The sequence below is a fragment of the Pseudophaeobacter sp. 1A16562 genome (assembly GCF_041008785.1).
GTDB classification, from domain to species: Bacteria; Pseudomonadota; Alphaproteobacteria; order Rhodobacterales; family Rhodobacteraceae; genus Phycobacter; species Phycobacter gallaeciensis_A.
In genome coordinates, this window is sequence record NZ_JAXGFT010000007.1 from 188,846 (window position 1) to 214,069 (window position 25,224).

The 25,224-nt window shown below is 60.3% G+C and carries 25 protein-coding genes; 5 read left to right on the top strand and 20 right to left on the bottom strand.

Annotated features, from left to right (window positions below):
- Positions 1 to 126 precede the first annotated feature (126 nt).
- The 5 genes from SM764_RS12030 (at position 127) to SM764_RS12050 (ending at position 5,824) form a co-directional block, all read left to right on the top strand.
- Complete coding sequence (locus SM764_RS12030) at positions 127 to 876, top strand: hypothetical protein (RefSeq protein WP_368947482.1); 750 nt, start codon at positions 127 to 129, stop codon at positions 874 to 876.
- 166 nt (positions 877 to 1,042) lie between these two features.
- Positions 1,043 to 2,650: a peptide chain release factor 3 gene (locus tag SM764_RS12035; protein ID WP_065273138.1), complete on the top strand. Its 1,608-nt coding sequence runs from the start codon at positions 1,043 to 1,045 to the stop codon at positions 2,648 to 2,650.
- Positions 2,651 to 2,828: 178 nt separating this feature from the next.
- Positions 2,829 to 3,722 (top strand): glycosyltransferase family 2 protein, encoded by an 894-nt coding sequence (locus SM764_RS12040; protein WP_368947483.1) that lies wholly within the window; start codon positions 2,829 to 2,831, stop codon positions 3,720 to 3,722.
- A gap of 201 nt (positions 3,723 to 3,923) precedes the next feature.
- Positions 3,924 to 5,429, top strand: coding sequence for a DEAD/DEAH box helicase (locus tag SM764_RS12045; RefSeq protein WP_369001883.1), 1,506 nt, complete (start codon positions 3,924 to 3,926; stop codon positions 5,427 to 5,429).
- Positions 5,430 to 5,650: 221 nt separating this feature from the next.
- A complete protein-coding gene (locus SM764_RS12050) occupies positions 5,651 to 5,824 on the top strand; it encodes an RSP_7527 family protein (protein WP_274831831.1) in 174 nt (57 codons plus the stop codon).
- 86 nt (positions 5,825 to 5,910) lie between these two features.
- On the opposite strand, the gene SM764_RS12055 is transcribed toward SM764_RS12050, so the two are convergent.
- The 20 genes from SM764_RS12055 to SM764_RS12150 all read right to left on the bottom strand — a co-directional run bounded on the left by SM764_RS12055 (position 5,911) and on the right by SM764_RS12150 (position 25,203).
- Complete coding sequence (locus SM764_RS12055) at positions 5,911 to 7,581, bottom strand: ribonuclease J (protein WP_368947485.1); 1,671 nt, start codon at positions 7,579 to 7,581, stop codon at positions 5,911 to 5,913.
- Positions 7,571 to 8,359, bottom strand: coding sequence for a type III pantothenate kinase (locus tag SM764_RS12060; RefSeq protein ID WP_274828795.1), 789 nt, complete (start codon positions 8,357 to 8,359; stop codon positions 7,571 to 7,573). Before SM764_RS12060 ends, SM764_RS12055 begins: the two co-directional genes overlap by 11 nt.
- Positions 8,360 to 8,372: 13 nt before the next feature.
- Positions 8,373 to 9,122, bottom strand: coding sequence for a biotin--[acetyl-CoA-carboxylase] ligase (locus SM764_RS12065; protein ID WP_369001884.1), 750 nt, complete (start codon positions 9,120 to 9,122; stop codon positions 8,373 to 8,375).
- A gap of 70 nt (positions 9,123 to 9,192) precedes the next feature.
- Positions 9,193 to 10,632 (bottom strand): NADH-quinone oxidoreductase subunit NuoN, encoded by a 1,440-nt coding sequence (nuoN, locus tag SM764_RS12070; protein ID WP_065273133.1) that lies wholly within the window; start codon positions 10,630 to 10,632, stop codon positions 9,193 to 9,195.
- Between the two features lie 14 nt (positions 10,633 to 10,646).
- Positions 10,647 to 12,194 carry an NADH-quinone oxidoreductase subunit M gene (locus SM764_RS12075; RefSeq protein WP_274828799.1) on the bottom strand — a complete coding sequence of 516 codons (1,548 nt, stop codon included), beginning with the start codon at positions 12,192 to 12,194 and terminating at the stop codon, positions 10,647 to 10,649.
- Positions 12,194 to 14,356 (bottom strand): NADH-quinone oxidoreductase subunit L, encoded by a 2,163-nt coding sequence (nuoL, locus tag SM764_RS12080; RefSeq protein WP_369001885.1) that lies wholly within the window; start codon positions 14,354 to 14,356, stop codon positions 12,194 to 12,196. The genes SM764_RS12075 and nuoL overlap by 1 nt, the downstream gene beginning before the upstream one ends.
- Positions 14,357 to 14,362: 6 nt before the next feature.
- Positions 14,363 to 14,668, bottom strand: a complete 306-nt coding sequence (gene nuoK, locus SM764_RS12085) for an NADH-quinone oxidoreductase subunit NuoK (RefSeq protein WP_005624625.1) — start codon at positions 14,666 to 14,668, stop codon at positions 14,363 to 14,365.
- Positions 14,669 to 14,672: 4 nt separating this feature from the next.
- On the bottom strand, positions 14,673 to 15,275 hold the full coding sequence (locus tag SM764_RS12090; protein WP_065273130.1) for an NADH-quinone oxidoreductase subunit J: 603 nt from the start codon (positions 15,273 to 15,275) through the stop codon (positions 14,673 to 14,675).
- Positions 15,272 to 15,679 (bottom strand): carboxymuconolactone decarboxylase family protein, encoded by a 408-nt coding sequence (locus SM764_RS12095; protein WP_065273129.1) that lies wholly within the window; start codon positions 15,677 to 15,679, stop codon positions 15,272 to 15,274. The genes SM764_RS12090 and SM764_RS12095 overlap by 4 nt, the downstream gene beginning before the upstream one ends.
- Positions 15,680 to 15,686: 7 nt before the next feature.
- On the bottom strand, positions 15,687 to 16,181 hold the full coding sequence (gene nuoI / locus SM764_RS12100) for an NADH-quinone oxidoreductase subunit NuoI (protein WP_065273128.1): 495 nt from the start codon (positions 16,179 to 16,181) through the stop codon (positions 15,687 to 15,689).
- Between the two features lie 2 nt (positions 16,182 to 16,183).
- The gene (nuoH, locus tag SM764_RS12105) at positions 16,184 to 17,221 is read right to left on the bottom strand and encodes an NADH-quinone oxidoreductase subunit NuoH (protein ID WP_065273127.1); all 1,038 of its coding nucleotides are present in this window, start codon (positions 17,219 to 17,221) and stop codon (positions 16,184 to 16,186) included.
- Positions 17,222 to 17,227: 6 nt separating this feature from the next.
- Positions 17,228 to 17,617, bottom strand: coding sequence for a YNQ4 family lipoprotein (locus tag SM764_RS12110; protein ID WP_274831825.1), 390 nt, complete (start codon positions 17,615 to 17,617; stop codon positions 17,228 to 17,230).
- Positions 17,614 to 19,629, bottom strand: a complete 2,016-nt coding sequence (gene nuoG, locus SM764_RS12115; RefSeq protein WP_369001886.1) for an NADH-quinone oxidoreductase subunit NuoG — start codon at positions 19,627 to 19,629, stop codon at positions 17,614 to 17,616. The genes SM764_RS12110 and nuoG overlap by 4 nt, the downstream gene beginning before the upstream one ends.
- A gap of 3 nt (positions 19,630 to 19,632) precedes the next feature.
- Complete coding sequence (locus tag SM764_RS12120) at positions 19,633 to 20,043, bottom strand: DUF5333 domain-containing protein (RefSeq protein ID WP_065273124.1); 411 nt, start codon at positions 20,041 to 20,043, stop codon at positions 19,633 to 19,635.
- Positions 20,044 to 20,132: 89 nt separating this feature from the next.
- The gene (locus tag SM764_RS12125) at positions 20,133 to 20,486 is read right to left on the bottom strand and encodes a hypothetical protein (RefSeq protein WP_065273123.1); all 354 of its coding nucleotides are present in this window, start codon (positions 20,484 to 20,486) and stop codon (positions 20,133 to 20,135) included.
- Positions 20,487 to 20,631: 145 nt separating this feature from the next.
- Positions 20,632 to 21,930 (bottom strand): NADH-quinone oxidoreductase subunit NuoF, encoded by a 1,299-nt coding sequence (nuoF, locus tag SM764_RS12130; protein WP_065273122.1) that lies wholly within the window; start codon positions 21,928 to 21,930, stop codon positions 20,632 to 20,634.
- Between the two features lie 6 nt (positions 21,931 to 21,936).
- Entirely contained in the window at positions 21,937 to 22,164 is a 228-nt protein-coding gene (locus SM764_RS12135; RefSeq protein ID WP_065273121.1) for a DUF5337 domain-containing protein, read from the bottom strand.
- Between the two features lie 50 nt (positions 22,165 to 22,214).
- A complete protein-coding gene (locus SM764_RS12140; protein ID WP_369001887.1) occupies positions 22,215 to 23,384 on the bottom strand; it encodes an NADH-quinone oxidoreductase subunit E in 1,170 nt (389 codons plus the stop codon).
- Complete coding sequence (locus SM764_RS12145) at positions 23,384 to 24,598, bottom strand: NADH-quinone oxidoreductase subunit D (RefSeq protein WP_274834452.1); 1,215 nt, start codon at positions 24,596 to 24,598, stop codon at positions 23,384 to 23,386. The genes SM764_RS12140 and SM764_RS12145 overlap by 1 nt, the downstream gene beginning before the upstream one ends.
- Positions 24,598 to 25,203, bottom strand: a complete 606-nt coding sequence (locus tag SM764_RS12150; RefSeq protein WP_065273118.1) for an NADH-quinone oxidoreductase subunit C — start codon at positions 25,201 to 25,203, stop codon at positions 24,598 to 24,600. The genes SM764_RS12145 and SM764_RS12150 overlap by 1 nt, the downstream gene beginning before the upstream one ends.
- Between the last annotated feature and the right edge of the window lie 21 nt (positions 25,204 to 25,224).

Consider the following 25,224-nt stretch of genomic DNA (forward strand, 5'->3'; position numbering starts at 1 on the left):
GGACGCGCCCCTCTCCAAAGGGTGGGTGCGATGCCATTTCCGTACTTTTGCCATGATACGGATCAAGGCCTGTATCTGTAGGTCGGTTCAGAATGCTTTGCGCGCGGAACCGAAAGGGGAAAGGTCATGGAAGCAAAAAGCCTCATCCGACTATTCAGCGTGGTCGCAGCCCTGAGTTTAACCGGGTGCTTGGATACGACCCAGGTCGGTATTCCGAGTGATGCGCAAGCGCAGTATTCAAAAATCGGCCTAGTCACTCAAATCAGTGATAATGTTGTGTCGACTTACTGGGACGCTGCATTCGCCGAGCCACAGCCGATTGACGGCAAATTGGGATGGAACGCCGCATCGGCGACGGGCGGTTTTGTAAGGGAACAACTCACCCCGACAGGCGCAGTCGTCGCAAACGTTCCCTCGCACACTGGCGCAGCGGCGCAGAAGACCGGCGCCGTCATCGTACTTCAGCAAACGCCCCTAGATATTCTGGGCCAGAACTACAATCCCGGACGCGACTTCTTTGCCCTCGGCGGCGGGCTATTTGCAATCGGCGCCATCGCAAGTGCTGAAAAAGCCAAAGGTGAAAAATACCAACCGCGTTTTGTCCTGTGGGTTCGCAACCCTGCAGTAAATAAAGCGCTTATCGGGGAGAATGCCTGCACAGTTGGCCTCACCGCATCTCTGGTCGATCCCGCGACTGGCAGTCAAGTTGTTGAAGGCAAACAGGTAAGCGGTCGATCTGTCATTCCAGGTAACTTGCAAGCCAAAGATTGGGCCAATTTTTCGACCAGCGAGAAGCAACTTGTACGTTCGCATTGTTCATTGGCGCTGCGCAGCGCTGTCTCACAAGCACTTGTGGGGTTGAAGGTCGTGCGCTGAAAGAGGGTGACGTCGGGCTGAAACCTCCCCGAGACGCGGCGCACGCAAGTTAGACATTTTGACAAAGGGTTGCCGGGACATGCAATCGACCCGGTGTATGCCCAGTGCACGTAGGGGCCCGCCTGTTTTTCTTGCCTCGACCCGCAATCCTGATATACGCGCGCTCATGCTGGATTCCGTCACAAACCGCCCCGAACTGCCGCCCGAAATCGCGCGGCGCCGCACCTTTGCGATCATCTCGCACCCGGATGCGGGCAAGACCACTCTGACCGAGAAATTCCTGCTCTATGGCGGCGCGATCCAGATGGCCGGTCAGGTGCGCGCCAAGGGCGAAGCGCGGCGCACGCGCTCGGACTTCATGCAGATGGAAAAGGACCGGGGCATCTCGGTTTCGGCCTCGGCCATGTCGTTCGATTTCGACGGTTTCCGCTTCAACCTGGTGGACACGCCCGGCCACTCGGACTTTTCCGAGGACACCTACCGGACGCTGACGGCGGTGGATGCGGCGGTGATGGTGATTGACGGCGCCAAAGGTGTCGAGAGCCAGACGCAGAAACTGTTCGAAGTCTGCCGCCTGCGCGATCTGCCGATCCTGACCTTCTGTAACAAGATGGACCGGGAAAGCCGCGACACGTTTGAGATCATTGACGAAATCCAGGAAATGCTGGCGATTGACGTGACCCCCGCCAGCTGGCCCATCGGAGTCGGGCGCGATTTCATCGGTTGCTATGACCTGTTGCGCGACCGGCTGGAGCTGATGGACCGCGCCGACCGCAACAAGGTTGCCGAGAGCATCTCGATCGAAGGGCTGGACGATCCGAAACTGGCAGAACACGTGCCTGCGCATCTGCTTGAGAAGTTCCTGGAAGAGGTGGAGATGGCCAAGGAGCTGTTGCCGACCCTTGACCCGCAATCGGTGCTGGAGGGTCACATGACCCCGATCTGGTTCGGCTCTGCGATCAACTCCTTCGGGGTGAAGGAACTGATGGATGGCATCGGCCGATACGGCCCCGAGCCGCAGCCGCAAAAGGCCAGCCCGCGCCAGGTCTGCCCGGAGGAAAAGAAGGTCGTCGGCTTCGTCTTCAAGGTACAGGCCAATATGGACCCCAAGCACCGCGACCGCGTCGCCTTCGTGCGCATGGCCTCGGGCCATTTCAAACGTGGCATGAAGCTGACCCACGTGCGCACCAAGAAGCCCATGGCGATCTCGAACCCGGTGCTGTTCCTGGCTTCGGACCGGGAACTGGCGGAAGAGGCATGGGCGGGTGACATCATCGGTATTCCGAACCACGGCCAGCTGCGGATTGGTGATACGCTGACCGAAGGCGAGGCCCTGCGGGCGACCGGTATCCCCTCCTTTGCGCCGGAACTGCTGCAGACCGTGCGGGCGGGCGATCCGATGAAAGCGAAGCACCTGGAAAAGGCGCTGATGCAATTCGCAGAGGAAGGCGCCGCCAAGGTCTTCAAACCCTCCTTCGGCTCCGGCTTCATCGTCGGCGTTGTGGGGGCTTTGCAGTTCGAAGTGCTCGCCAGCCGGATCGAGATGGAATACGGCCTGCCAGTGCGTTTTGAGCCCTCTCAGTTTACCTCGGCCCGCTGGGTCTCCGGGGAAAAACCGGCGGTGGAGAAATTCATCAACGCCAACAAGCAGCACATCGCGACAGACCATGACGGCGACACCGTCTACCTGACGCGGCTGCAATGGGACATCGACCGGGTGGAGCGGGATTATCCGGACTTGAAACTGACCGCGACCAAGGAAATGATGGTCTAACACCATCAATGCCCGGGCGGTTCAACATGGCCCGGGCGCGTTTCCAGACCGGCGGTGATCTGGAGACGACCGCCGACTGCGCCGTCCTGCTGAACCGCCGTTCTAAGAGGCTGCCCTGACACATTCGCCGACACAGACATGGGGTATCGTCAGCACCATCAAGGCCCAGGCCAAGGATGTGCTGAACTTTGCCGCCTATCATCTCGACGCAGGCGCGCATCGGCTTTTCCTCTATCTTGATGCCCCCTGCCCCGAGGCACGCGATCTCTTGGCGCAGCACCCGAAGATCCGGGTTTTCGACTGCGATGATGCCTCCTGGGCGCAGCGGCGCAAGGGCGGCAAACCTGACAAGCACCAGGTCCGGCAAACCCTGAATGCCACCCGCGCCTACAGACGTCAGAGCAAGGGGCTGGATTGGCTGATCCATATGGATGTGGATGAATTCCTCTGGTCCAAAGAGCCCTTGTCACAGGTGCTGGCGCGCCAGCCCGAAACGGCTCTCTGCGCGCGCGCGTACCCGATTGAAAGCCTGGCCGGAGGCGACGGCTCTGCCTTCAAGACGCAAATCCCCCGTGGTAGCGACAGAGGTGCCCGGGCCGGGCAGCTTTATCCCACCTATGGCGAGCATCTGCTCAGCGGCTTTCTCAGCCATACCCAAGGCAAGCTTTTCGTCCGTCCCGGCATGGAAGAGGGCAAGCTGCGCATCCACAATTTCTTCGTGGACGGGGAGGAAAATCCCAGCCAAGTGGTCCTGCCGGATGTCGACTTGTGCCATCTTCACGCCCGGGATTGGGACAGCTGGCTGTCGCATTACAGCTACCGGCTGAAGCAGGGCTCCTACCGATCCGAGCTGAAACCAGCCCGGCCCCGCGACAAGGGCGGTATCAATCTGCACGAACTCCTCTCGGCCATCGAAGCGGAACAGGGTACCGACGGTCTGCGCGGTTTTTTTGAGGAGACCTGCGCCGACAGCGCGGAACTGCGGGCGCGGCTTGAACAGGAAGGCTGCCTGCGAATCCGTGAACTGCGCCTCGCGGAGAAACGCACCAAACATTTTCCAAAATTCGCCTAAAGGGCGATAAACTCTGCAAATATGCACCGAAAGAGCGCGAAAAACCGCGTTTTTTCCTGCAAAATCAGCCTTCAATTGACGGTGCACCCGTATTTTGCTAAGTCCGCCCCGAAGCCGGAAGCTGCCAAACCGCATGACCTTGCGAAACCGGCTGACTCACACACGCGCGGGCCTGGTCAGTGTCCGCAAAAACGGACGCATATGACAAAATTCACCGATCTGAACTTGAACCCCAAGGTCCTCAAGGCAATTGAGGAAGCCGGGTATGAATCCCCCACCCCGATCCAGGCCGGAGCGATTCCGCCCGCGCTGGAGGGACGCGACGTTCTGGGGATCGCCCAGACCGGCACCGGGAAGACCGCTTCTTTCACTCTGCCGATGATCACGATGCTCGCCCGCGGTCGCGCGCGTGCGCGGATGCCGCGCAGCCTGGTGCTCTGCCCCACGCGCGAGCTGGCAGCACAAGTTGCTGAAAACTTCGACACCTACACCAAGCACCTGAAACTGACCAAGGCCCTGCTGATTGGCGGCGTCAGCTTCAAGGAACAGGACCAGCTGATCGACAAGGGCGTCGACGTTCTGATCGCAACGCCCGGTCGTCTGCTTGACCATTTCGAACGCGGCAAGCTGATCCTTTCTGATGTGAAGGTCATGGTGGTGGACGAAGCCGACCGGATGCTCGATATGGGCTTTATCCCCGATATCGAACGCATCTTTGGCCTGACGCCCTTTACCCGCCAGACCCTGTTCTTCTCGGCCACCATGGCGCCAGAAATCGAGCGGATTACCAACACCTTCCTGTCGAACCCCGAACGGATCGAAATCGCCCGTCAGGCGACGACTTCGGAAACAATCGAACAGGCCGTTGTGGAATTCAAAGCCTCCCGCAAGGATCGCGAAGGCAGCGAAAAGCGCAAAGTACTGCGCGCGCTGATCGATCAGGAAGGCGAAAAGCTGACCAATGCGATCATCTTCTGCAACCGCAAGATGGACGTGGATGTGGTGGCAAAGTCGCTGAAGAAATACGGCTATGACGCCGCGCCCATTCACGGCGATCTGGACCAAAGCCAGCGGACCAAGACCCTTGATGGGTTCCGCGAGGGCCAGTTGCGCATACTGGTGGCTTCGGACGTGGCTGCGCGCGGTCTCGACGTGCCCAGCGTCAGCCATGTGTTCAACTACGACGTTCCCGGCCACGCCGAGGACTACGTGCACCGGATTGGCCGCACCGGCCGCGCCGGCCGTGAGGGCAAGGCGATTACCATCTGTACCCCGCGCGATGAAAAGGCGCTGGATGCCGTCGAAAGCCTGGTTCAAAAGACCATCGCCCGCCTGGAAAACCCTGTTAAAAAGGCACCCAGCCGCAAGTCCACCGAAGATGCCGTGGACGCAGGCAAGGATGATACCGCCGCAAGCAAGCCCAAGCCGACCCGCAGCCGTCGTGGTAAATCGGCGGACAAGGGTCAGGACGCGCCCAAGGATGCAAAGGCAGATCAGGCAGCAGACGCGGATACGGACACAGCAACCGCGCCAAAATTCCAGTCCCGCTCTGGCGACAAATCGGCCAATGCAGAAAAGCCAGCGAAACAATCGCGTGGTGGCCGTGGAGGCAAGCAGGACCGCCGCGACGACCGCAAGGTTGTCGGCATGGGCGATCACATGCCCAGCTTTATTGCGCTGTCCTTTGACGAACGCCGCGCTAGCTGACGCATCAGCACTTTGACAGTTTTGACGGCTGCATCCTGAATGGGATGCAGCCGTTTTTCGTTCTCCCCTACGGCGCCTGCCAACCGATCATTCGCGGTTTGGTGACTTGCTTTGCACCTGCAGCATGGCGGCATTGATCATTTGACCGGATGTCAAACCCGCCGCAGGGGACTATGTCACCCGCAAGCAAGACAGACACATCTCATAGGTTGAAAAGTTAAATGACCCAGTTCGACAACACCCCGCTCACCGCACAGGACATCCAGGCCATCGAGCAACGCGCCCATGCAATGCGCAGCGCGGCAATGGGCAACATGCTGCGCGCCGTGGTGGCACGCATCGGCGGCGCCGTCCACAAGATCACCGCATTGGTGCACCGCCCGCGCCACGCCTGATCGCACTTTCGAATACCACCACTCACAAAAACGCCCTGACTTATCCAGTCAGGGCGTTTTCGTTTTCAGACTTTGACAAGGAGGGATCAGCGCATACGGCTGATCACCACTGTTACTTCAGGCTTCTTGCCGATCTCGTTGTTCGCGGTTTGACGCGCCACACGGCGCAACTCGCCTTCCAGTTTGTCATCGTCGCGCAGGGTCTTGGCACCGGCGCGCATCAGGAACTGGTTCAGATCCTCTTCGATCACCTCAGCCAGCGCCGCATCGGATGTTCCGGTCTCCGCTAGGCCTTTGATGTCGCACCAGGGCTCTCCCAGCGGTTCGTCTTCTTCATCAAGGATCACCGTGATCACCACGTGGCCGTTCAGCGCCATGCGGATCCGGTCACGCACGATGCCATCCAGCGCGCCAATCTTGACCGATCCATCCAGATAGGTCCGGCCGGTGTCCACATAGTCGACGATCTTCGGCCCCTGATCACCGGAAAGATCCAGCATGGTGCCGTTCACCGCCACAACGCTGGCATAGCCTTTTTCCTCGGCGATGCGCGCATGCTGGCGCAGGTGGCGGTGTTCGCCGTGCATCGGCACCAGGATCTTCGGTTTGACCAGCGCGTGCAGCTGTTCAAGGTCTGGACGGTTGGCATGGCCCGACACGTGGTACAGGCCAGAGCTGTCATCTACGACGTCGACGCCGCGCTCCGAGAACTGGTTCATGATGCGGATCACGCCCTTCTCGTTGCCCGGAATGGTTTTCGAGGAGAACAGGAACAGATCACCGGCCTTCAGCTCAAGCCCCCGATACTTACCGCGTGCCATCTGCGCGGTTGCCGCCCGGCGTTCGCCTTGGCTACCGGTAGTGATCAGCATCACGTTGTCGCGCGGCAGTTCCTGCGCGTCCTCGGGCTGGATCACCTTGGGGAAATCCTTCAGCACACCGGTTTCCACGGCGGCCTCAACCATGCGCAGCATGGCACGGCCCAAAAGCACGATGGACCGCCCTGCCCGCTCTCCCGCTTCGGCAAGGGTTTTCACTCGCGCAACGTTGGAGGCAAAGGTGGTGGCAGCAACCATGCCGGTTGCGCTCTCGATCAGTTTGGTGATCTCCGGCGCCAGTTCGGATTCAGAGCGCCCCGGATGAGCCGAGAAGACGTTGGTGGAATCGCAGACCATCGCCTGCACGCCCGGCGCGGCAATTTCCGTCCACATCTGCGGATCGAAAGCCTCACCGACCAACGGGTTCGGGTCCAGCTTGAAATCGCCGGTGTGCACGATCCGTCCAGCCGGGCTGTCGATCACCAATGCGCCGCTTTCGGGAATGGAGTGGGACATCGGCGCGACACCAACGGTAAATGGGCCGAGCTTGGTCACTTCGGGCCATGCCGATACGGTCTGCACCACCTTGGGATCATGGCCGCGCTCTTCCATCTTGCGGCGGGCAAGGTTGGCAGTAAAGGCGCGCGCGTAGACCGGAACCCGCAGATCCCCATAGAGATGCGAGACCGCCCCGATGTGGTCCTCGTGACCATGGGTGATGAAGATCGCCTCAAGCTGGTCAACGCGTTCCTTCAGCCAGGTGATGTCGGGCATGATCAGGTCCACGCCCGGGCTGGTCTCCATATCCGGAAACGCAACGCCCAGATCCACCAGGATCAGCCGTTCCTTGCCCGGTTTACCATAGCCATAGACATAGGCGTTCATGCCAATTTCACCTGCCCCGCCAAGGGGCAGATAGATCAATCGTTCAGTGCTCATTCGGAGTACCGTTATCCTTATTGTATTTATGGATGACCTGTAGGCCGTGCATCGTGAGGTCGTCCTCGAATGCGTCAAACAGATCCGCCGTTTGCTGGAACAAAGGCGCCAGCCCGCCTGTTGATATGATTTTCATAGGCACACCGCGCTCTTCCTTGATGCGGGTGCATATCTCTCGCACCAGCCCCACGTAGCCCCAGAACACGCCAGATTGCATGCAGGCCACGGTATTGGTGCCGATGACTTTTTGCGGTTTAGAGATGTCCACATGGGGCAGCGCAGCGGCCGCCTGATGCAGAGCCTCAAGACTAAGGTTCACGCCGGGGGCGATCACGCCGCCGACATAGGCACCATCTTCGGCCACCACGTCAAAGGTGGTCGCAGTACCGAAATCGACCATCACCAGATTGCCACCGTAGTGATCGAAGCCGGCCACCGTATTGACCAGACGGTCCGGCCCCACGGCGGTGCCTTCATCCACGCGTACTTCGACCGGCAGCAGGCAATCGGGCTTGCCAACCACAAGGGGCCGGGTGTTGAAATAGCGGTCCGCCAGAACACGGAGGTTGAACACCACCCGCGGCACAGTAGAGGAGATGATCATGTCGGTGATATCCGCCTCGATCCCCTGTAGCCGCATCAGCGTGTTGAGCCAGACGTAATACTGATCCGCGGTGCGTTTCCAATCGGTGGCGGTGCGCCACATGCCGATGAACTGCTCTCCGTCATAGATCGAGAAGACGGTATTGGTATTGCCACAATCGACGGCCAGAAGCATGGGCTTGTCCTTCCTAGAAATAGACATCCGCGGCCGGGATCGAAATGCGGCCTTTGGCGGTGTTTAGGACAAGGTTGCCACTGGCGTCCACCGTTTCAAACGTGCCTTCGGTTTCCGACGTTGCGGTGCGTGCCGTGATGACCTCACCCAGCTTGGCCGCGCGGGCCAGCCAGGCGGTACGGATCGGTTCAAACCCGTAGGTTACGAATTGCTCCTCGTATCGGGCAAAGGCCGCGGCCAGCGCCTCAAGGAAATCCTCGGGCGCGACCTGAATACCGGTTTCCGACAGCAGCGAGACCGGCCACACGGCGCCGGGCTCCAACCACTCCTTCATCGGGGTTTCCATCAGGTTCACCCCGATCCCGATGGACAGGTGGCTAACACCTGTGCCTTGTCCGACGCTTTCCAACAGGATACCGGCCAGCTTGCCACCGTTCAGGAGCACATCATTGGGCCATTTCAGCGCCAGTCCTTCGCTGCGTCCCGTCAGGGACTCGCAGGCGTCATAGACCGCCAGAGAGGCTACGAAGCTGCGCAACGCCACCTGCGACGCCGTACCTTCGGGACGGATCACCAGCGTGGCTGCGAAATTGCCCTTGGGATCTTTCCAGTCGCGGCCACGGCGGGCGCGTCCCTTGGTCTGGCGCAGGGCCAGGATCCACTCGGGGCCCTGGAGCTCACCGACGATCCGCGCTGCCTCGTCCAGGGTGCTGTCCACCTCGGGCAGAACCCGTTTCCCATATCCCGTCGGCCAGGTCATCAAACGCCTCCACCTTTACGCACAAAAGGCCCGGTCATGTGACCGGGCCTTCCGACACTGTCTGAACGACAGATCAATTTACAAGCGTTGCGGCGGCAGCAGCCGCTGCCCCGTCGATACCGAACTGGTAGACCACCCCGATCAGCATCAGCGCAGCCGATCCCATCAGCGCCAGCGTCAGCACCGGAGATCCTTTGATCTCGACCTCACCTTCGCCGGAGCCGAAGTACATGTAGAACACGATACGTAGGTAGTAGAAGGCACCAATAACCGAGGCGACAGCCGAGGCCACAACCAACCCCATCAGGCCCGCATCAACACCCGCCTGCCACACGCCCAGCTTGGCAAAGAAGCCCAGCATCGGCGGAACACCGGCCAGCGAGAACATCAGGATCAGCACCGCCAGCGCCTTGCCCGGCTCGCGCGATGCGAACTGGTTCAGAGCGTTGATATCGGTGACCGGCGTACCGTCTTTTTCCAGCATCAGGATGAAGGAGAAGGTACCGATGTTCATGGTGACGTAGATGGCCAGGTAAACCAGCATCGCGGTTACGCCCTGTTCGGTGCCTGCCGCCAGACCGATCATCGCATAACCCATATGCGCAACCGAGGAGAAGGCCATCAGGCGTTTGATGTTGGTCTGTCCAATGGCGGCAATGGCGCCGAGGAACATCGACAGTACCGACAGAACCACGATGACCTGCTGCCAGTCGGTAACCGCGCCGCCGAATGCGTCATGCAGAACACGGGCGAACAGGCCCATCGCAGCAACCTTGGGCGCCGTGGCAAAGAAGGCAGTCACCGGGGTCGGCGAACCTTCGTAAACGTCCGGGGTCCACATGTGGAACGGAACGGCCGAGACCTTGAACGCCATGCCCGAGATCAGGAAGACGAGGCCGAACAGCATGCCCAGCGACATGTGGTTATGCTCTGCCACCTGAATGATACCAGCGAATTTCGTGGTACCGGCAAAACCGTAGACCAGCGAGGCGCCATAGAGCAGCAGACCGGAAGACAGTGCGCCCAGCACGAAGTACTTGAGGCCCGCTTCGGTCGATTTCACGCTGTCGCGGCGCAGGGCAGCAACCACATAAAGCGCCAGCGATTGCAGCTCCAGCCCCATGTAAAGTGCCATCAGGTCGCCTGCCGACACCATGACCATCATCCCCACGGTGCTGAGCGCGACCAGGATCGGATACTCAAAGGGCAGCATGCCGCGGCGCGACATGTACTCTTGTCCCATCACCAGCACCGCTGCGGCACCGATCAGAACCAGAACCTTGGCAAAGCGGGCAAAGCCATCATCGACGAACATGCCGCCGAAGGCCTCGTGCGTGCCATTGCCGCCGGTTGCGATCCAGACCGCCAGGGCGACCATCAGGGCTGCGGTGGACCAGACCAGCGTCGCGGCCAGCTTGTCCTTGCCCGTGTAAACCGCCGCCAGCAGCGCCAGCATTGCGTAAACAGCCAGAATAATCTCTGGCAGGACGACGGAGAGATCAGCTTGGATCATCTGCCTTGGCTCCCTTAGTGCGAAGCAATCTGGGTCGCCGACGAGGTGTCAGCGGCGGCCAGAGAATGGTTGAAATTCGAGATCAGAGCCTCGGTCGACGGGCCGATGATATCGGTGACAAGCGACGGGTAGACGCCCAGCAGGATCGTCATCACCACCAGCGGCGCAAAGATGAACCGCTCGCGGGCATCCATGTCCTTGATGGTCTTGAGGCTCTCCTTGATCAGGTCGCCAAAGACCACCCGGCGATAGAGCCACAGCGCATAGCCCGCCGAGAAGATCACGCCGGTGGCAGCAACAGCCGCAACCCAGGTGTTCTTCTGGAAGGTGCCCATCAGGGTCAGGAATTCACCAATGAAGCCCGAAGTGCCCGGCAGGCCGACGTTGCCCATGGTGAAGAACATGAAGACCAGCGCATAGGCAGGCATCCGGATCACAAGGCCGCCGTAGGCGTCGATGTCACGGGTGTGCATACGGTCGTAGATCACGCCAACGCAAAGGAACAGGGCAGCCGAGATGAAACCGTGGCTCAACATCTGGAAAATCGCACCGTCTACGCCTTGTTGGTTGGCCGCAAAGATACCCATGGTCACAAAACCCATGTGCGCAACCGACGAGTAGGCGATCAGCTTCTTCATGTCCTCCTGCACCATCGCCACCAGCGAGGTATAGACAACAGCGATGGCGGACATCCAGAGTACCAGATCAGTCATCACGTCCGATCCGACCGGGAACATCGGCAGGGAGAAGCGCAGGAAGCCATAGCCGCCCATCTTCAGCATGATCGCTGCCAGCACGACCGAGCCTGCGGTCGGCGCCTGAACGTGCGCATCCGGCAGCCAGGTGTGTACCGGCCACATCGGCATCTTCACCGCGAAGGAGGCGAAGAAGGCCAGGAACATCAGCGTCTGCATGCCGCCCACCACATGGATACCCAGCACGTCAAAGCTCGCGGCCGAGAAGCTGTGGGTCAGCAGGGTCTCGATGTCGGTGGTGCCCGCGTCAGCGTACATCGCCACCATGGCCACCAGCATCAGGACCGAACCGAAGAAGGTGTAGAGGAAGAACTTGAAGGAGGCGTAGATACGCTCCTTGCCGCCCCAGATACCGATGATCAGGAACATCGGGATCAGGCCCGCTTCGAAGAACAGGTAGAAGAGCACCAGATCCAGCGCCATGAAGACACCCAGCATCAGGGTCTCTAGCAGCAGGAAGGCCACCATGTATTCCTTGACGCGCACCGTGACGTTCCAGCTGGCCAGAATGGTCAGCGGCATCACGAATGTGGTCAGCAGCACGAAGAGTACCGAGATACCATCGACACCCATCTTGTACTTCAGACCAAAGATCCAGTCGGCCTCTTCCACGAACTGGAAGCCCGTGTTGGTGGCATCAAAGTTCACATAGATATAGAGCGACGCCAGGAAGGTGATCGTTGTCGCCAGAAGCGCGATCCATTTGGCGTTGCGCTGACCCGCTTCATCCTCTCCCCGGAGCAACAGGGCCATCAGGCCCGCCGCAAATGCCGGGATAAAGGTGATAATAGAAAGGATGTTGTCCATCAGTGCGCTCCTCCGCCGATCGACATCCAGGTGACAAGGGCGGCAATGCCCAGCACCATCCAAAAGGCATAGGTAAAGATGAAGCCGGACTGGGCCCGGCCAGCGAGACGGGTGAAGAAGGGCACGATGCCCAAGGCCACACCGTTCAGGAAACCGTCAACCGTCTTGCCGTCGCCCTTCTTCCAGAAGAAGCGGCCGATCGCCAGGGCGGGTTTGACAAAGATCGCATCGTACAGCTCGTCAAAGTACCACTTGTTCAGGAGGAACAGGTACAGCGGACGCTGCTGTTCGGCCAGACGTGCGGGGAGCGAGGGGTTCCAGATGTAGAACCACAGCGCCAGGATCAGCCCGCCCAGCATCGCAAAGAAGGGCGCGGTCTTGACCTGCCACGGTGCCGCGTGGGCATCGTCCAGGACATGGTTATCCGGCGCGATGTACAGAGCACCCTCACCCGGCTCACCAGCAAAGACGTAGTGATGTCCACCAGCGGCTTCACCATGACCTTCATCTGCGGCGCCGTGTCCATCAGCGGCTTCGCCGTGAGCAGCCTCCTCGTCACCGCCTTCGGCGTCATGAAGCATACCGCCATGCTGATCCGGACCCAGCTTAATTTGGCCGTCCGCGCCAGCTTCGGCCACCGGGATTCCGTAGAACTTGCCCACCTGATCGGCGTGACCAAAGAAGCTGTTGTACCAGACCATGCCTGAGAAGACCGCACCCAGGGCCAAGACGCCCAGCGGGATCAGCATGACCATCGGGCTTTCATGCGCGTGATCATGGGTGTGCTTGTCGCCACGCGGCTTGCCATAGAAAGTCAGGAAGATCAGGCGCCAGCTGTAGAAGGAGGTCATCGCAGCAGCGATTACCAGCAGCCAGAAGCCATACATGGATCCACCTGCATAGGCGCTTTCGATGATCGCATCCTTGGACAGGAAGCCAGCGAAACCGAAGTGGGTCAGCGGAATACCAACACCGGTGATGGCCAGCGTACCGATCATCATCGCAGCAAAGGTATAGGGGATCTTTTTGCGCAGACCACCGTAGTTCGTCATGTCTTGTTCATGGTGCATTGCGTGGATCACGGAGCCCGCGCCAAGGAACAGCATGGCCTTGAAGAAGGCGTGGGTGAACAGGTGGAACATCGCTGCCGAATACATGCCCACGCCTGCGGCCACGAACATGTAGCCAAGCTGCGAACAGGTGGAATAGGCGATGACGCGCTTGATATCGGTCTGAACCAGACCCACGGTGGCGGCAAAGAAGGCCGTCGTGGCACCCAGCACGGTGATGAACATAGTCGCCTGCGGCGCCACTTCCATCAGCGGCGACATGCGGCAGACCAGGAAGACACCAGCGGTCACCATGGTTGCGGCGTGGATCAGGGCCGACACAGGCGTCGGGCCTTCCATCGCGTCCGGCAGCCAGGTGTGCAGGATCAGCTGCGCCGATTTACCCATGGCACCGATGAACAGCAGGATCGCGATCAGGTTTGCCGCGTTCCACTCGCCCCAGAGAAAGCTGAGCTGTGTTTCGGCAATCTCGGGCGTGGCCGCGAAGATGTCGTTAAAGCTGATGCTGTCGGTCAGGAAGAACAGGCCGAAAATACCCAGCGCAAAGCCGAAGTCACCGACACGGTTGACGATGAAGGCTTTCATCGCAGCGGCATTGGCCGAAGGCTTGCGGTAGTAGAAACCGATCAGAAGGTAAGAGGCAACGCCGACGCCTTCCCAGCCAAAGAACATCTGAACCAGGTTGTCCGAGGTCACCAGCATCAGCATCGCGAAGGTGAAGAAGGACAGGTAGGCAAAGAAGCGCGGCTTGTAGCTTTCGGCGTCTTTCCACTGCGGGTCATGGGCCATGTAGCCGAAGGAGTAGAGGTGCACGAGGCTGGAAACCGTGGTCACCACGATCAGCATGATCGCAGTCAGCCGGTCCAGCCGGATGCCCCAGGAGGTCGAAAGCGAGCCGCTTTCGATCCAGCGCATGATTTCGATGTGCTGCGTGGTCCCGTCAAAGGACAGGAAGGTAATCCAGGACAGGATCGCCGAGAAGAACAGCAGGCCCGTCGCCGTGATGGTGGCGGCCTTTTCGCCGATGAACTTCCAGCCAAAGCCGCAGATCACCGCCCCGACCAGCGGGGCAAAGAGAAGGATGGTTTCCATGACGCTTTAGCCCTTCATCACGTTGATGTCTTCCACGGCGATGGTGCCGCGGTTGCGGAAGAAGCAAACCAGGATCGCCAGGCCAATGGCGGCCTCAGCGGCGGCCACGGTCAGCACGAACAGGGTAAAGACCTGCCCCACCAGATCCCCAAGGAAGCTGGAGAAGGCCACAAGGTTGATGTTCACCGCGAGGAGCATCAATTCGATGCTCATCAGCAGGATGATCACGTTCTTGCGGTTCAGGAACAGTCCGAAGATGCCGATGACGAACAGTGTCGCCGCGACGGTGAGATAATGTTCAAGTCCGATCATTGCCTTACAGCCCCTGCCCCGGTTTGATGTCCTTGAGTTCCATCGCCTTGGCCGGGTCACGCATCATCTGTGCGACGATGTCCTGACGCTTCACGTCCTTGCGATGGCGCAGGGTCAGCACGATGGCGCCGATCATGGCCACCAGCAGGATCAGGCCCGCCAACTGGAACAGAAGGAAATATTGGTCATAAATGATGAGGCCAAGCGCCTCGGTGTTGTGGGTATCCGTCGGAGTCGGCTGCGCCAGCAGCTCGGATGCCAGCGGCGCGCTTTCCCAGGCGCCATAGGCCATGACGAACTGCATCAGGATGACAAGGCCGATCAGCAGCGCGACCGGCATGTACCTCGCCATCTCCGCTTTCAGCTCGGCGAAATCCACATCCAGCATCATCACCACGAAGAGGAACAGAACAGCGACCGCCCCCACGTAGACGATGACCAGCAGCATGGCGACGAACTCCGCCCCCAGCAGCACGAACAACCCGGCCGAGGAAATAAAGGCCAGGATCAGCCACAGCACCGAGTGTACCGGCTGGCGACTGATCACAGTGAACAGCCCGCCGGTGATGGCGCTGATGGCGAAGAGGTAGAAGGCAAAAACGCTCATGTCTCATCGTCCCTTTTGTCGTCCAGGACCTCCTGCGCCAGCTCGAGCGCGCGGGTCATGGCCGGAATGCCGGCAAAGACCGACATCTGTCCGATCGTTTCAACGATCTCTTGTTTCTTCGCGCCCGCCTCCAAAGCGTGGCGCACGGTCTGGCGCACGGCGGTATCCGCCTGCGCGCCCTGCATGGTCAGCCCGGCCAGCGTCAGAAGCAGCCGGGTCTTGGCGTCCAGACCGTCCTTGTTGACGGTCCTGCCGAACATCAGTTCCATCGCCTCTTTGGGCATGGTCGGCCAAAGCGCCTCGAACCCCTTGGGCGAGAAATGCTCAAGGCCGGGATTGAGAGCCCGGGCCATCTCGTGGGCCTGGGCCATCATGGCCTCAAAGGGGTTCTTGGTTTCGCTCATCTCTCATTCACCGGTACGGGGCGTCGATTTCCAGGTTGCGGGCGATCTCGGCTTCCCAGCGCTCCCCGTTCGAAAGCAGCTTTTCCTTGTCGTAGAACAGCTCTTCGCGGGTCTCGGTGGCGAATTCGAAATTCGGCCCTTCCACGATCGCATCCACCGGGCAGGCTTCCTGACAGAAACCGCAGTAGATGCATTTGGTCATGTCGATGTCGTAACGCGTGGTGCGGCGGCTGCCGTCTTCACGCGGTTCGGCATCGATGGTGATCGCCTGAGCGGGGCAAACCGCCTCGCAGAGTTTGCACGCAATGCAACGTTCTTCGCCGTTGGGATAACGACGCAGCGCGTGCTCACCGCGGAAGCGGGGCGACAGCGGCCCCTTTTCGTGCGGGTAATTGAGGGTGGCCTTGGGCGCGAAGAAGTACTTCAGGCCCAATTTCATGCCTTGCCAGAAATCCTGCAGCAGGAAGTATTTGGCGGCGCGGGTGTAATCGATCTGCGTCATGATCAGCCCCCAGTTGTCCAGCGTGCGAAGGCACCCCAGAACCAGTCGAATTTTGCAGCGAAGGAGACAAAAACCACCCAGACCAGCGAGAAGGGAAGGAAGACCTTCCAGCCAAGGCGCATCAGCTGGTCATAGCGGTAGCGCGGGGTGATCGCCTTTACCATCGCAAAGAGGAAGAAGAAGAAGGCCATCTTGCCAACCATCCAAAGGACGCCATCAGGCAGACCTGGGATCGGGGACAGCCAGCCGCCAAAGAACAGCAGCGTGGTCAGCGCGCACATCAGGAAGATGGCAATGTATTCACCGGCCATGAACAAGAGGAACGGCGTGGCCGAATATTCAACCTGATAACCCGCAACCAGTTCGGATTCCGCTTCGGGAAGGTCGAACGGCGGCCGGTTGGTTTCAGCCAGGGCCGAGATGAAGAACAGGAACACCATCGGGAAGTGCGGCAGCCAGTACCAGTTGAACAGGCCTGCGTTGCCATCCTGTGCACGCACGATTTCGCTGAAGTTCATCGAACCGGTCGAGATGATGACACCAACGATGATCAGGCCAATCGACACCTCGTAAGAAATCATCTGCGCGGCAGAGCGCAGGGAGCCGAGGAACGGATATTTCGAGTTCGAGGCCCAGCCGCCCATGATGACGCCGTAAACCTCAAGGCTCGACACCGCGAAGACATACAGGATCGCCACGTTGATATCCGAAAGGACCCAGCCATCGTTAAACGGGATCACCGCCCAGGCGATCATCGCCAGCACGAAGGATGTCAGCGGCGCCAGAATGAAGACGCTGCGGTCCGCCCCTGCCGGAATGACGACCTCTTTGACGACGTACTTCAGCGCGTCGGCCACCGACTGCAGCAGGCCGTAGACGCCCACCACGTTGGGGCCCCGGCGCATCTGCACCGCCGCCCAGATCTTGCGGTCCCCGTAGACGAGGAACAAAAGCGAAATCATGACAAAGGCAACAACTGCAAGCACTTGCGCCAGTATCAGAATGGCGATGCCGCCTGGGGTGTTAAAGAATTCAGCCATAGGTCCTCACACCGTGGGTATTCCGTTTGCCTCACAGTCGGCGACCACGACTTCAGCGTCGATGGTGCGCAGACCGCGCGGGAGGGAGGGCGAGATGGTGTAGACAGCATCTGCAGTCTGAACGCCACCCTCTTGTTTCATTTTTGTGCGCACGTGACGCGCGAAGCCGTAGCCCCGGATCAGCGCATATTGCGCGGCCGCACATTCGGCATAGTCATCCAGGTCCGCCTCGGAGCGGGCACCGGACATAGCAACGTTGAAACGCACCAGATCGCCGTTCAGCAGGCTGGTCTCGACCCCTTTGTATTCAGGGGTGGACCCGTCTGCCACGCCGGTACCGGGCACCTGCGCGCAGGCCCCCAGCAGCAAGGACGATATGAGCGCCGCGCGGATCACTCGGCCGCGATCTTGTCTGTCTTGCGGGCTTTTGCTGCGGCCGAGAGTTCGGCCATCAGCTGCGATGCACGTGCAATCGGGTTGGTCAGGTAGAAGTCCTTCACCGCAGGCAGGAAGTCGGCCTTGCCCAGCGGTTCGCCGTCGAGCGCGACAACCTCGTTTTCGATAACTTCACCCACCTTCGCCAGATGCGGAACTTCGCCGACCATCGCCTGACGCAGCTGCGCCAACGAGTCGTAAGGCAGTTTCGCGTCCAGCTCAGCGCTCAGCGCGCGCAGGATGGCCCAGTTTTCCTTCGCCTCGCCCGGTGCGAACCCCGCGCGGAAGGTCAGCTGCGGCCGACCTTCGGTATTGACGAAAAGACCGTTTTCTTCGGTATAGGCTGCGCCCGGCAGGATCACGTCGGCGCGGTGTGCGCCGCGGTCACCGTGGCTGCCCTGATAGACAACGAAGGCACCCGGATCGATTTCGACTTCATCCGCCCCCAGGTTGTAGATCACCTCGGCGCCATCGATGGCTGCGGCCATGCCGCCTTCGGTCACGGCGCCGATGTCCATCGCGCCAACACGGGCTGCGGCGGTGTGCAGTACCAGAACCTTGGCGCCGGATTTGGCGGCGAGCTCCTGAACCTTGGCCATCACGGCCAGACCGTCCGCCTCACGCAGGGCGCCCTGCCCCACGATGATGACCGGCGCCTTATCCGCAATGTCATGGGCGTTTGCCACAGCAGCGTCCAACGCAGCGCGGTCGGTGCCGATGTGTTCGTAATCATAGGTCAGATCCGCAGCGGCGCCGATCAGCCCCACATTGGCACCCTTCAGCCAGGCCTTGCGGATACGGGCGTTCAGAACCGGCGCTTCGTCGCGCGGGTTGGTGCCGACCAGCAGGATCGCCTGCGCCGCGTCGATATCCTCAATCGCCGCAGTGCCCACATAGGCCGAACGGTTTCCGATGGCGAGGCGCGCATTGTCGGTGCGGCATTCCACCGAACCGCCCAGACCTTCGATGAGTTGTTTCAGAGCAAAGGCCGCCTCGACCGGCACCAGATCGCCGATCAGACCGGCAACTTTCTTGCCCTTCATTGCAGTTGCCACGGCATCCAGCGCCTCGGGCCATGTGGCGGGGCGCAGTTTGCCATCAACACGCACATAGGGCTTGTCCAGACGCTGGCGACGCAGACCGTCCCAGACGAAACGGGTCTTGTCAGAGATCCACTCTTCGTTCACGCCGTCATGGTTGCGCGGCAGGATCCGCATGACTTCGCGGCCCTTGGTGTCCACGCGGATGTTCGAGCCAAGCGCGTCCATCACGTCGATGGTTTCGGTCTTGGTCAGCTCCCAGGGGCGGGCGGTAAACGCATAGGGTTTCGAAGTCAGCGCACCAACCGGGCAAAGATCGATGATATTGCCCTGCAGGTTCGAATCCAGCGTCTCGTTCAGGTAGGAGGTGATCTCCGCATCTTCGCCGCGACCGGTCTGACCCATCTGGGTGATGCCGGCGACTTCGGTGGTGAAACGCACGCAGCGGGTGCAGGAAATGCAACGGGTCATGGCGGTGCCGACCAGCGGTCCCAGATCCAGATCATCCACGGCACGCTTGGCTTCACGGAAGCGAGAGAAGTCGACGCCATAGGCCATCGCCTGATCCTGCAGATCGCATTCGCCGCCCTGGTCGCAGATCGGGCAATCGAGCGGGTGGTTGATCAGGAGGAACTCCATCACGCCTTCGCGGGCCTTCTTCACCATCGGTGAATTGGTTTTTACCACCGGTGCCTGACCCTCGGGGCCGGGGCGCAGATCGCGGACCTGCATGGCGCAGGAGGCTGCGGGCTTGGGCGGGCCGCCAACGACTTCGACCAGGCACATACGGCAGTTGCCGGCGATGGACAGGCGTTCGTGATAGCAGAAACGCGGGATCTCTACCCCGGCCTCCTCGCACGCCTGGATCAGGGTCATGGCCCCGTCCACCTCAATCTCGGTTCCGTCAATGTTGATCTTGCGGAGGTCAGACATGGTCTATTTCGCCCTCAGTAAAACGCCGATCGCGCTGTTGTTCTTAATTTCCGTACGTCCGAACGCACAGAAGGATTCCGGTTTTCCGTATGAGACGCCACGGCTTGCAAACAGCGTCTCTCCCTTTGCCCGCATCCGGGCCTTTTCCGTGTCCGAGCCGATGTAGGCGCGGATTTCAGTGTCCGAATAGCCAAGGTCATTGGCCCGCGCGCGCAGGCGTCGCAACTCTCCGGCGCCCTTCCAGAATCGCGCACTCAGGCTGTCGCAGTGATCGGCGATCTCTTTGGCGACAGCGACGGCAAACAGCGGTTCTTCGATTTCCGCGACCGAGCGCAGCGGCGGCTTCGCCAGCAGCGACGATGGCACCAGCGCCAGCGCGACAGCGGACACAAATGACAGAACAACCCGTTTCACATGACTCTCCTTCTTTGCGGAGCGCCAATGGAACGGGGAGCCTGCGTCGTTATGCAATAACGCCGGGCCAGGATATGAGGCCATACCGATCACGTGTCGCAGGTCCCGTGGAAAATCGCGGTGTCGCCATCAAGGCGCAGCTCGGCCTCGGGGTCGTAGGGATCCACGTCCCAGATGATGTCGGAGGTGCCGTAACCGGCTTCACTCAGGCAATAGGTGACGCCAGCGTGATGCGCAGCCATACGCGCGCCCTTGAAGGATTGCGACGCCTTGGAGACCTCAACGCGAAAATCCGCGCGCGTGACCTTCTTGTCCACCGGTTTGGCCTTCGCCTTGAACGCCACGCCATCATAGAGCGTGCGGTCGCTGAAGGAACTGCCACAGCCAGCCAGAACTGCCGCCGACAGCAACAGGACACCTGCGGATTTCAGTTTCCGGTTCATCGTGCCCCCTCCCCGTCGCAGCTGCACAGACCCCATGCCCCCAGACACAGCACAGCCGCCCGGGCAGAAACGCCTGCCTGGCCGGATGTCATTGTGAGGGTAAAATTGCTCATCATGGGTTCTGCTATCTGCCTGTCTTTTATTACTATTCAGCCGCCATCGCGCCCATGCGGCCCGACTTTTGCGCCTTGATGCGGTCTTCGATCTCTTCGCGGAAGTTGCGGATCAGGCCCTGGATCGGCCATGCAGCCGCGTCGCCAAGGGCGCAGATGGTGTGGCCTTCGACCTGCTTGGTCACATCCCACAGCATGTCGATTTCTTCCGGTTCCGCCTGGCCTTTGACCAAACGATCCATCACGCGCATCATCCAGCCGGTGCCTTCGCGGCAGGGTGTACACTGGCCGCAGCTTTCGTGCTTGTAGAATTTGGACAGGCGCCAGATCGCCTTGATGATGTCGGTCTGCTTGTCCATCACGATGACCGCCGCAGTGCCAAGGCCGGAACCCAGTTCGCCGCGCAGGTAATCGAAATCCATGATCGCATCGCGCATGTTCTCACCGCGCACACAAGGTACGGAAGAGCCGCCGGGGATCACCGCCAGGAGGTTGTCCCAGCCGCCACGGATGCCGCCGCAATGCTTTTCGATCAGCTCCTCGAAGGAGATCGACATCGCCTCTTCGACGACGCAGGGGTTGTTGACGTGCCCCGAGATCGCGAACAGCTTAGTGCCCGCGTTGTTGGGGCGACCAAAGCCCGCAAACCATTCAGCGCCACGGCGCAGGATGGTGGGCACAACCGCGATGGATTCAACGTTGTTCACGGTGGTCGGGCAGCCATATAGACCCGCGCCCGCCGGGAACGGCGGCTTCATACGGGGCATCCCCTTCTTGCCTTCAAGGCTTTCGATCAGGGCGGTTTCCTCGCCGCAGATATAGGCACCGGCACCGTGGTGCAGGAAGACGTCGAAGTCCCAACCGGAACCAGCAGCGTTCTTGCCCAGAAGACCTTTGTCGTAGCATTCGTCGATGGCCGCCTGCAGCGCCTCGCGCTCGCGGATGTATTCGCCGCGAAGATAGATATAGCAGGTGTGGGCGTTCATTGCGAAAGACGCGATCAGCGCACCTTCGATCAGCGTATGCGGATCGTGGCGCATGATTTCGCGGTCTTTACAGGTGCCGGGCTCGGATTCATCCGCGTTGATCACCAGATAGGCCGGGCGACCATCGCTTTCCTTGGGCATGAAGGACCACTTGAGGCCAGTGGGGAAGCCCGCACCGCCGCGACCACGCAGGCCGGAGTCCTTCATGGTCTGGATGATCCAGTCACGCCCCTTTTCGATCAGACCGGCGGTGCCATCCCAGTGGCCGCGCGCCTGAGCGCCTTTGAGCGTCCGCTCATGCATACCGTACAGGTTGGTAAAGATCCGGTCCTGGTCCTTCAGCATGTCTGCCTACCTTTGGTTGTCCTGACGCATGCGCCAGAGTTGAACGATGTTGACCCCTGCATAGATCATCCCAGCCAGCGCGAGAAAATCGAACAGAAGCGCGTAACGGCCCGGCAATCCCATCGCCGGACCAATGATCAGGGACAAAGCGAGCCATGCGAGCATGGTTCCGGCAATCACCAGGGCGATGTGGCGCCCCTTGGCTGCGATGGCTTTGTCCTGTTCAGCGCTCATTGGGTCCCAATGTCTGCTCCCCCGCCCCCGGTTCAGAGGCGGAAGACGGGTTAATCTTCGTAGCGGCCGTCATCCTTGGCCTTCTTGGCGAACTCGGTCTCTTCACCAGCGGCGAGCTGTTTGGACTGTTCGATCCAGCCATCGCGTTCGATGCGGCCCTTGAACTTGAGGCGGCTGTCGACCCATGCGATTTCGGCTTCGGTCCATTTGGCGATCTGGTCAAAGTGGAAGAAGCCGAGTTCATTCAGCGTCTCTTCCAGCTTGGGACCAACGCCTTTCAGCATCTTCAGATCGTCGGCCTTGCCACCGCGGGCTTCGCTCAGCGTCTCAGGCGCGCTTTCTTCAACCGATTTGGCGGCTGCCCCTTCGGGCGACGCAGGCTCAGCGGCTTTCTTGGCCGGAGCTTTCTTCGGTGCGGGCTTAGCCTCGGCAGCCTGTTTGGCAGCCGGTTTAGCCGCTTCGGGCGCCTTCGGAGGCTGACCGTCGGCAGCGCGGCCAGCGACGACGCCGTCCTTGCCAACCCAAGGCGTCAAGATCGGAACTTCATCGCCCTGAATGCGCTTGACGCTGTCGCCCAGATCCACGGCCAGCTGCACAGACGCGTTATACTGCGTCTTGCCACTGTCGTATTCGGTGAGCGACGTCAGGCCCGATTTCGGCTCGGCCGCGTAACGCCCGTTCTGCGGCCCCGGAACAACCGGATTGCCTGCCGCCAGATCATCGAGGATCTTGGTGAAGCTTTCGGTGGTCAGATCCTCGAAGTAATCCTTGCCGATCTGCGCCATCGGCGCGTTGGTGCAGGACCCGAGGCATTCCACCTCTTCCCAGGAGAACTTGCCATCGGCAGACACGGTGTGCGGCTTCTGCGCGATCTTTTCCTTGCAGACCGCGATCAGATCCTCGGCGCCGCAGATCATGCAGGAAGTGGTGCCACAGACCTGCACGTGGGCAACGGATCCGGTCGGGACCAGCTGGAACATGAAGTAAAAGGAGGCAACCTCAAGAACGCGGATATAGGCCATGCCCAGCATATCCGCGATATATTCAATCGCGGGCTTGGTGACCCAGCCTTCCTGCTCCTGGGCACGCCACAGCAGCGGAATAACCGCAGAGGCCTGACGCCCCTCGGGGTATTTGGTGAGTTGCGCTTCGGCCCACTTCTGGTTGTCGGGCGTGAAGGCAAAGCTTTCGGGTTGTTCGGAATGCAGACGACGAAGCATTAGCGGTCAATCTCTCCAAATACGACGTCCATGGTGCCGATGATGGCAGCCACGTCGGCAAGTTGGTGACCCTTGGCCACATGGTCCATGGCTTGCAGGTGCAGGAAGCCCGGAGCGCGCAGCTTGGCGCGGTAGGGTTTGTTGCTCCCGTCCGCCACAAGGTAGACGCCGAATTCGCCCTTAGGCGCCTCGACGGCGGCATAGACTTCGCCCTCGGGAACGTGGAAGCCTTCGGTGTAAAGCTTGAAGTGGTGGATCAGGCTTTCCATCGAGGTTTTCATGTCACCGCGTTTTGGCGGGGTCAGCTTGCCACGGGCCAGAACGTCGCCGGTGGCTTCGCGCAGCTTGTGGATGGCCTGACGGATGATCGACAGCGACTGGCGCATCTCCTCCATGCGGACGAGGTAGCGATCATAGCAGTCGCCATTCTTACCGACCGGGATCTGGAACTCGAATTCGTCATAGCATTCATAGGGCTGCGCACGGCGCAGATCCCATGCAAGGCCGGAGCCACGCACCATGACGCCGGAGAAACCATAGTCCTGGATCTCCTGCTCGTTCACCACGCCAATGTCGCAGTTACGCTGCTTGAAAATGCGGTTTTCGGTCAGAAGTCCGTCGATATCAGCGAGAACTTTGGGGAATTCAATCGCCCATTCTTCGATATCGTCGATCAGTTCATCCGGCAGATCCTGATGCACACCGCCGGGACGGAAATACGCCGCGTGAAGGCGGGCACCACAGGCGCGCTCGTAGAAGATCATCAGCTTCTCGCGCTCTTCAAAGCCCCACAGCGGCGGGGTAAGCGCACCGACGTCCATCGCCTGTGTGGTGACGTTCAAGAGGTGGTTCAGGATGCGGCCGATTTCCGAGTAGAGCACCCGGATCAGCGAGGCCCGGCGGGGAACTTCGACACCGCAGAGCTTTTCGATTGCCAGACACCATGCGTGTTCCTGGTTCATCGGCGCCACATAGTCGAGGCGGTCGAAATAGGGCAGGTTCTGCAGGTAGGTGCGGCTTTCCATCAGCTTTTCGGTGCCGCGATGCAACAGGCCGATGTGCGGGTCGCAGCGCTCAACGATCTCACCGTCCAGCTCCAGCACCAGACGCAGCACGCCGTGCGCCGCCGGGTGCTGCGGACCGAAGTTGATGTTGAAGTTGCGGATCTTCTGTTCGCCCGTCAGGGCGTCTTCGAAACCTTTGGAGCCGTCCATCATTTCGCCCCCTCTTTTTCATCGCCGGGCAGGATGTATTCGGCACCCTCCCACGGGGACATGAAGTCAAACTGGCGGTATTCCTGAACCAGGCTTACGGGTTCGTAGACAACACGCTTCTGCGCCTCGTCATAGCGGACCTCGGTATAGCCGGTGGTCGGGAAATCCTTGCGCAGCGGATGGCCACGGAAGCCATAGTCCGTCAGGATCCGGCGCAGGTCGGGGTGACCGGTGAACAGGATCCCGAACATGTCGAAGACCTCGCGCTCGAACCAGTTGGCCGAGGGGTGCAGATCGACAATCGAGGGGACCATTTCATCTTCGCGTACGGAAACCCGCAGGCGGATACGCTGGTTCTGATACATCGACAGGAAGTGATAGACCACGTCGAACCGCTTGGTCCGCTCGGGGTAATCGACTGCCGTAATATCGACCAGGGTGGAAAACTTGCAGGTCGCATCCGCTTTCAGAAAATCGACCAGCGCCGCGATATTCGCGGGCGCCACGTCCACGTTCAGCTCACCATGGGACACATCCCAGGACAGCACGCATTCGGGGCGCTTGGCCGCGATCTGGGTCCCGAGTTCGTTCAGTGCTTCAGTCATCATCAATTCTCCAACCAAAGC

Bases quoted from the DNA above. Each gene is read 5' to 3' on its own strand.
- SM764_RS12030 (WP_368947482.1), top strand. From the start codon at position 127: ATGGAAGCAAAAAGCCTCATCCGACTATTCAGCGTGGTCGCAGCCCTG.
- SM764_RS12035 (WP_065273138.1), top strand. From the start codon at position 1,043: ATGCTGGATTCCGTCACAAACCGCCCCGAACTGCCGCCCGAAATCGCG.
- SM764_RS12045 (WP_369001883.1), top strand. From the start codon at position 3,924: ATGACAAAATTCACCGATCTGAACTTGAACCCCAAGGTCCTCAAGGCA.
- SM764_RS12050 (WP_274831831.1), top strand. From the start codon at position 5,651: ATGACCCAGTTCGACAACACCCCGCTCACCGCACAGGACATCCAGGCC.
- SM764_RS12055 (WP_368947485.1), bottom strand. From the start codon at position 7,581: ATGAGCACTGAACGATTGATCTATCTGCCCCTTGGCGGGGCAGGTGAA.
- SM764_RS12060 (WP_274828795.1), bottom strand. From the start codon at position 8,359: ATGCTTCTGGCCGTCGATTGTGGCAATACCAATACCGTCTTCTCGATC.
- nuoN (WP_065273133.1), bottom strand. From the start codon at position 10,632: ATGATCCAAGCTGATCTCTCCGTCGTCCTGCCAGAGATTATTCTGGCT.
- SM764_RS12075 (WP_274828799.1), bottom strand. From the start codon at position 12,194: ATGGACAACATCCTTTCTATTATCACCTTTATCCCGGCATTTGCGGCG.
- nuoL (WP_369001885.1), bottom strand. From the start codon at position 14,356: ATGGAAACCATCCTTCTCTTTGCCCCGCTGGTCGGGGCGGTGATCTGC.
- nuoK (WP_005624625.1), bottom strand. From the start codon at position 14,668: ATGATCGGACTTGAACATTATCTCACCGTCGCGGCGACACTGTTCGTC.
- SM764_RS12090 (WP_065273130.1), bottom strand. From the start codon at position 15,275: ATGAGCGTTTTTGCCTTCTACCTCTTCGCCATCAGCGCCATCACCGGC.
- SM764_RS12095 (WP_065273129.1), bottom strand. From the start codon at position 15,679: ATGAGCGAAACCAAGAACCCCTTTGAGGCCATGATGGCCCAGGCCCAC.
- nuoI (WP_065273128.1), bottom strand. From the start codon at position 16,181: ATGACGCAGATCGATTACACCCGCGCCGCCAAATACTTCCTGCTGCAG.
- nuoH (WP_065273127.1), bottom strand. From the start codon at position 17,221: ATGGCTGAATTCTTTAACACCCCAGGCGGCATCGCCATTCTGATACTG.
- nuoG (WP_369001886.1), bottom strand. From the start codon at position 19,629: ATGTCTGACCTCCGCAAGATCAACATTGACGGAACCGAGATTGAGGTG.
- SM764_RS12125 (WP_065273123.1), bottom strand. From the start codon at position 20,486: ATGAACCGGAAACTGAAATCCGCAGGTGTCCTGTTGCTGTCGGCGGCA.
- nuoF (WP_065273122.1), bottom strand. From the start codon at position 21,930: ATGCTGAAGGACCAGGACCGGATCTTTACCAACCTGTACGGTATGCAT.
- SM764_RS12135 (WP_065273121.1), bottom strand. From the start codon at position 22,164: ATGAGCGCTGAACAGGACAAAGCCATCGCAGCCAAGGGGCGCCACATC.
- SM764_RS12140 (WP_369001887.1), bottom strand. From the start codon at position 23,384: ATGCTTCGTCGTCTGCATTCCGAACAACCCGAAAGCTTTGCCTTCACG.
- SM764_RS12145 (WP_274834452.1), bottom strand. From the start codon at position 24,598: ATGGACGGCTCCAAAGGTTTCGAAGACGCCCTGACGGGCGAACAGAAG.
- SM764_RS12150 (WP_065273118.1), bottom strand. From the start codon at position 25,203: ATGACTGAAGCACTGAACGAACTCGGGACCCAGATCGCGGCCAAGCGC.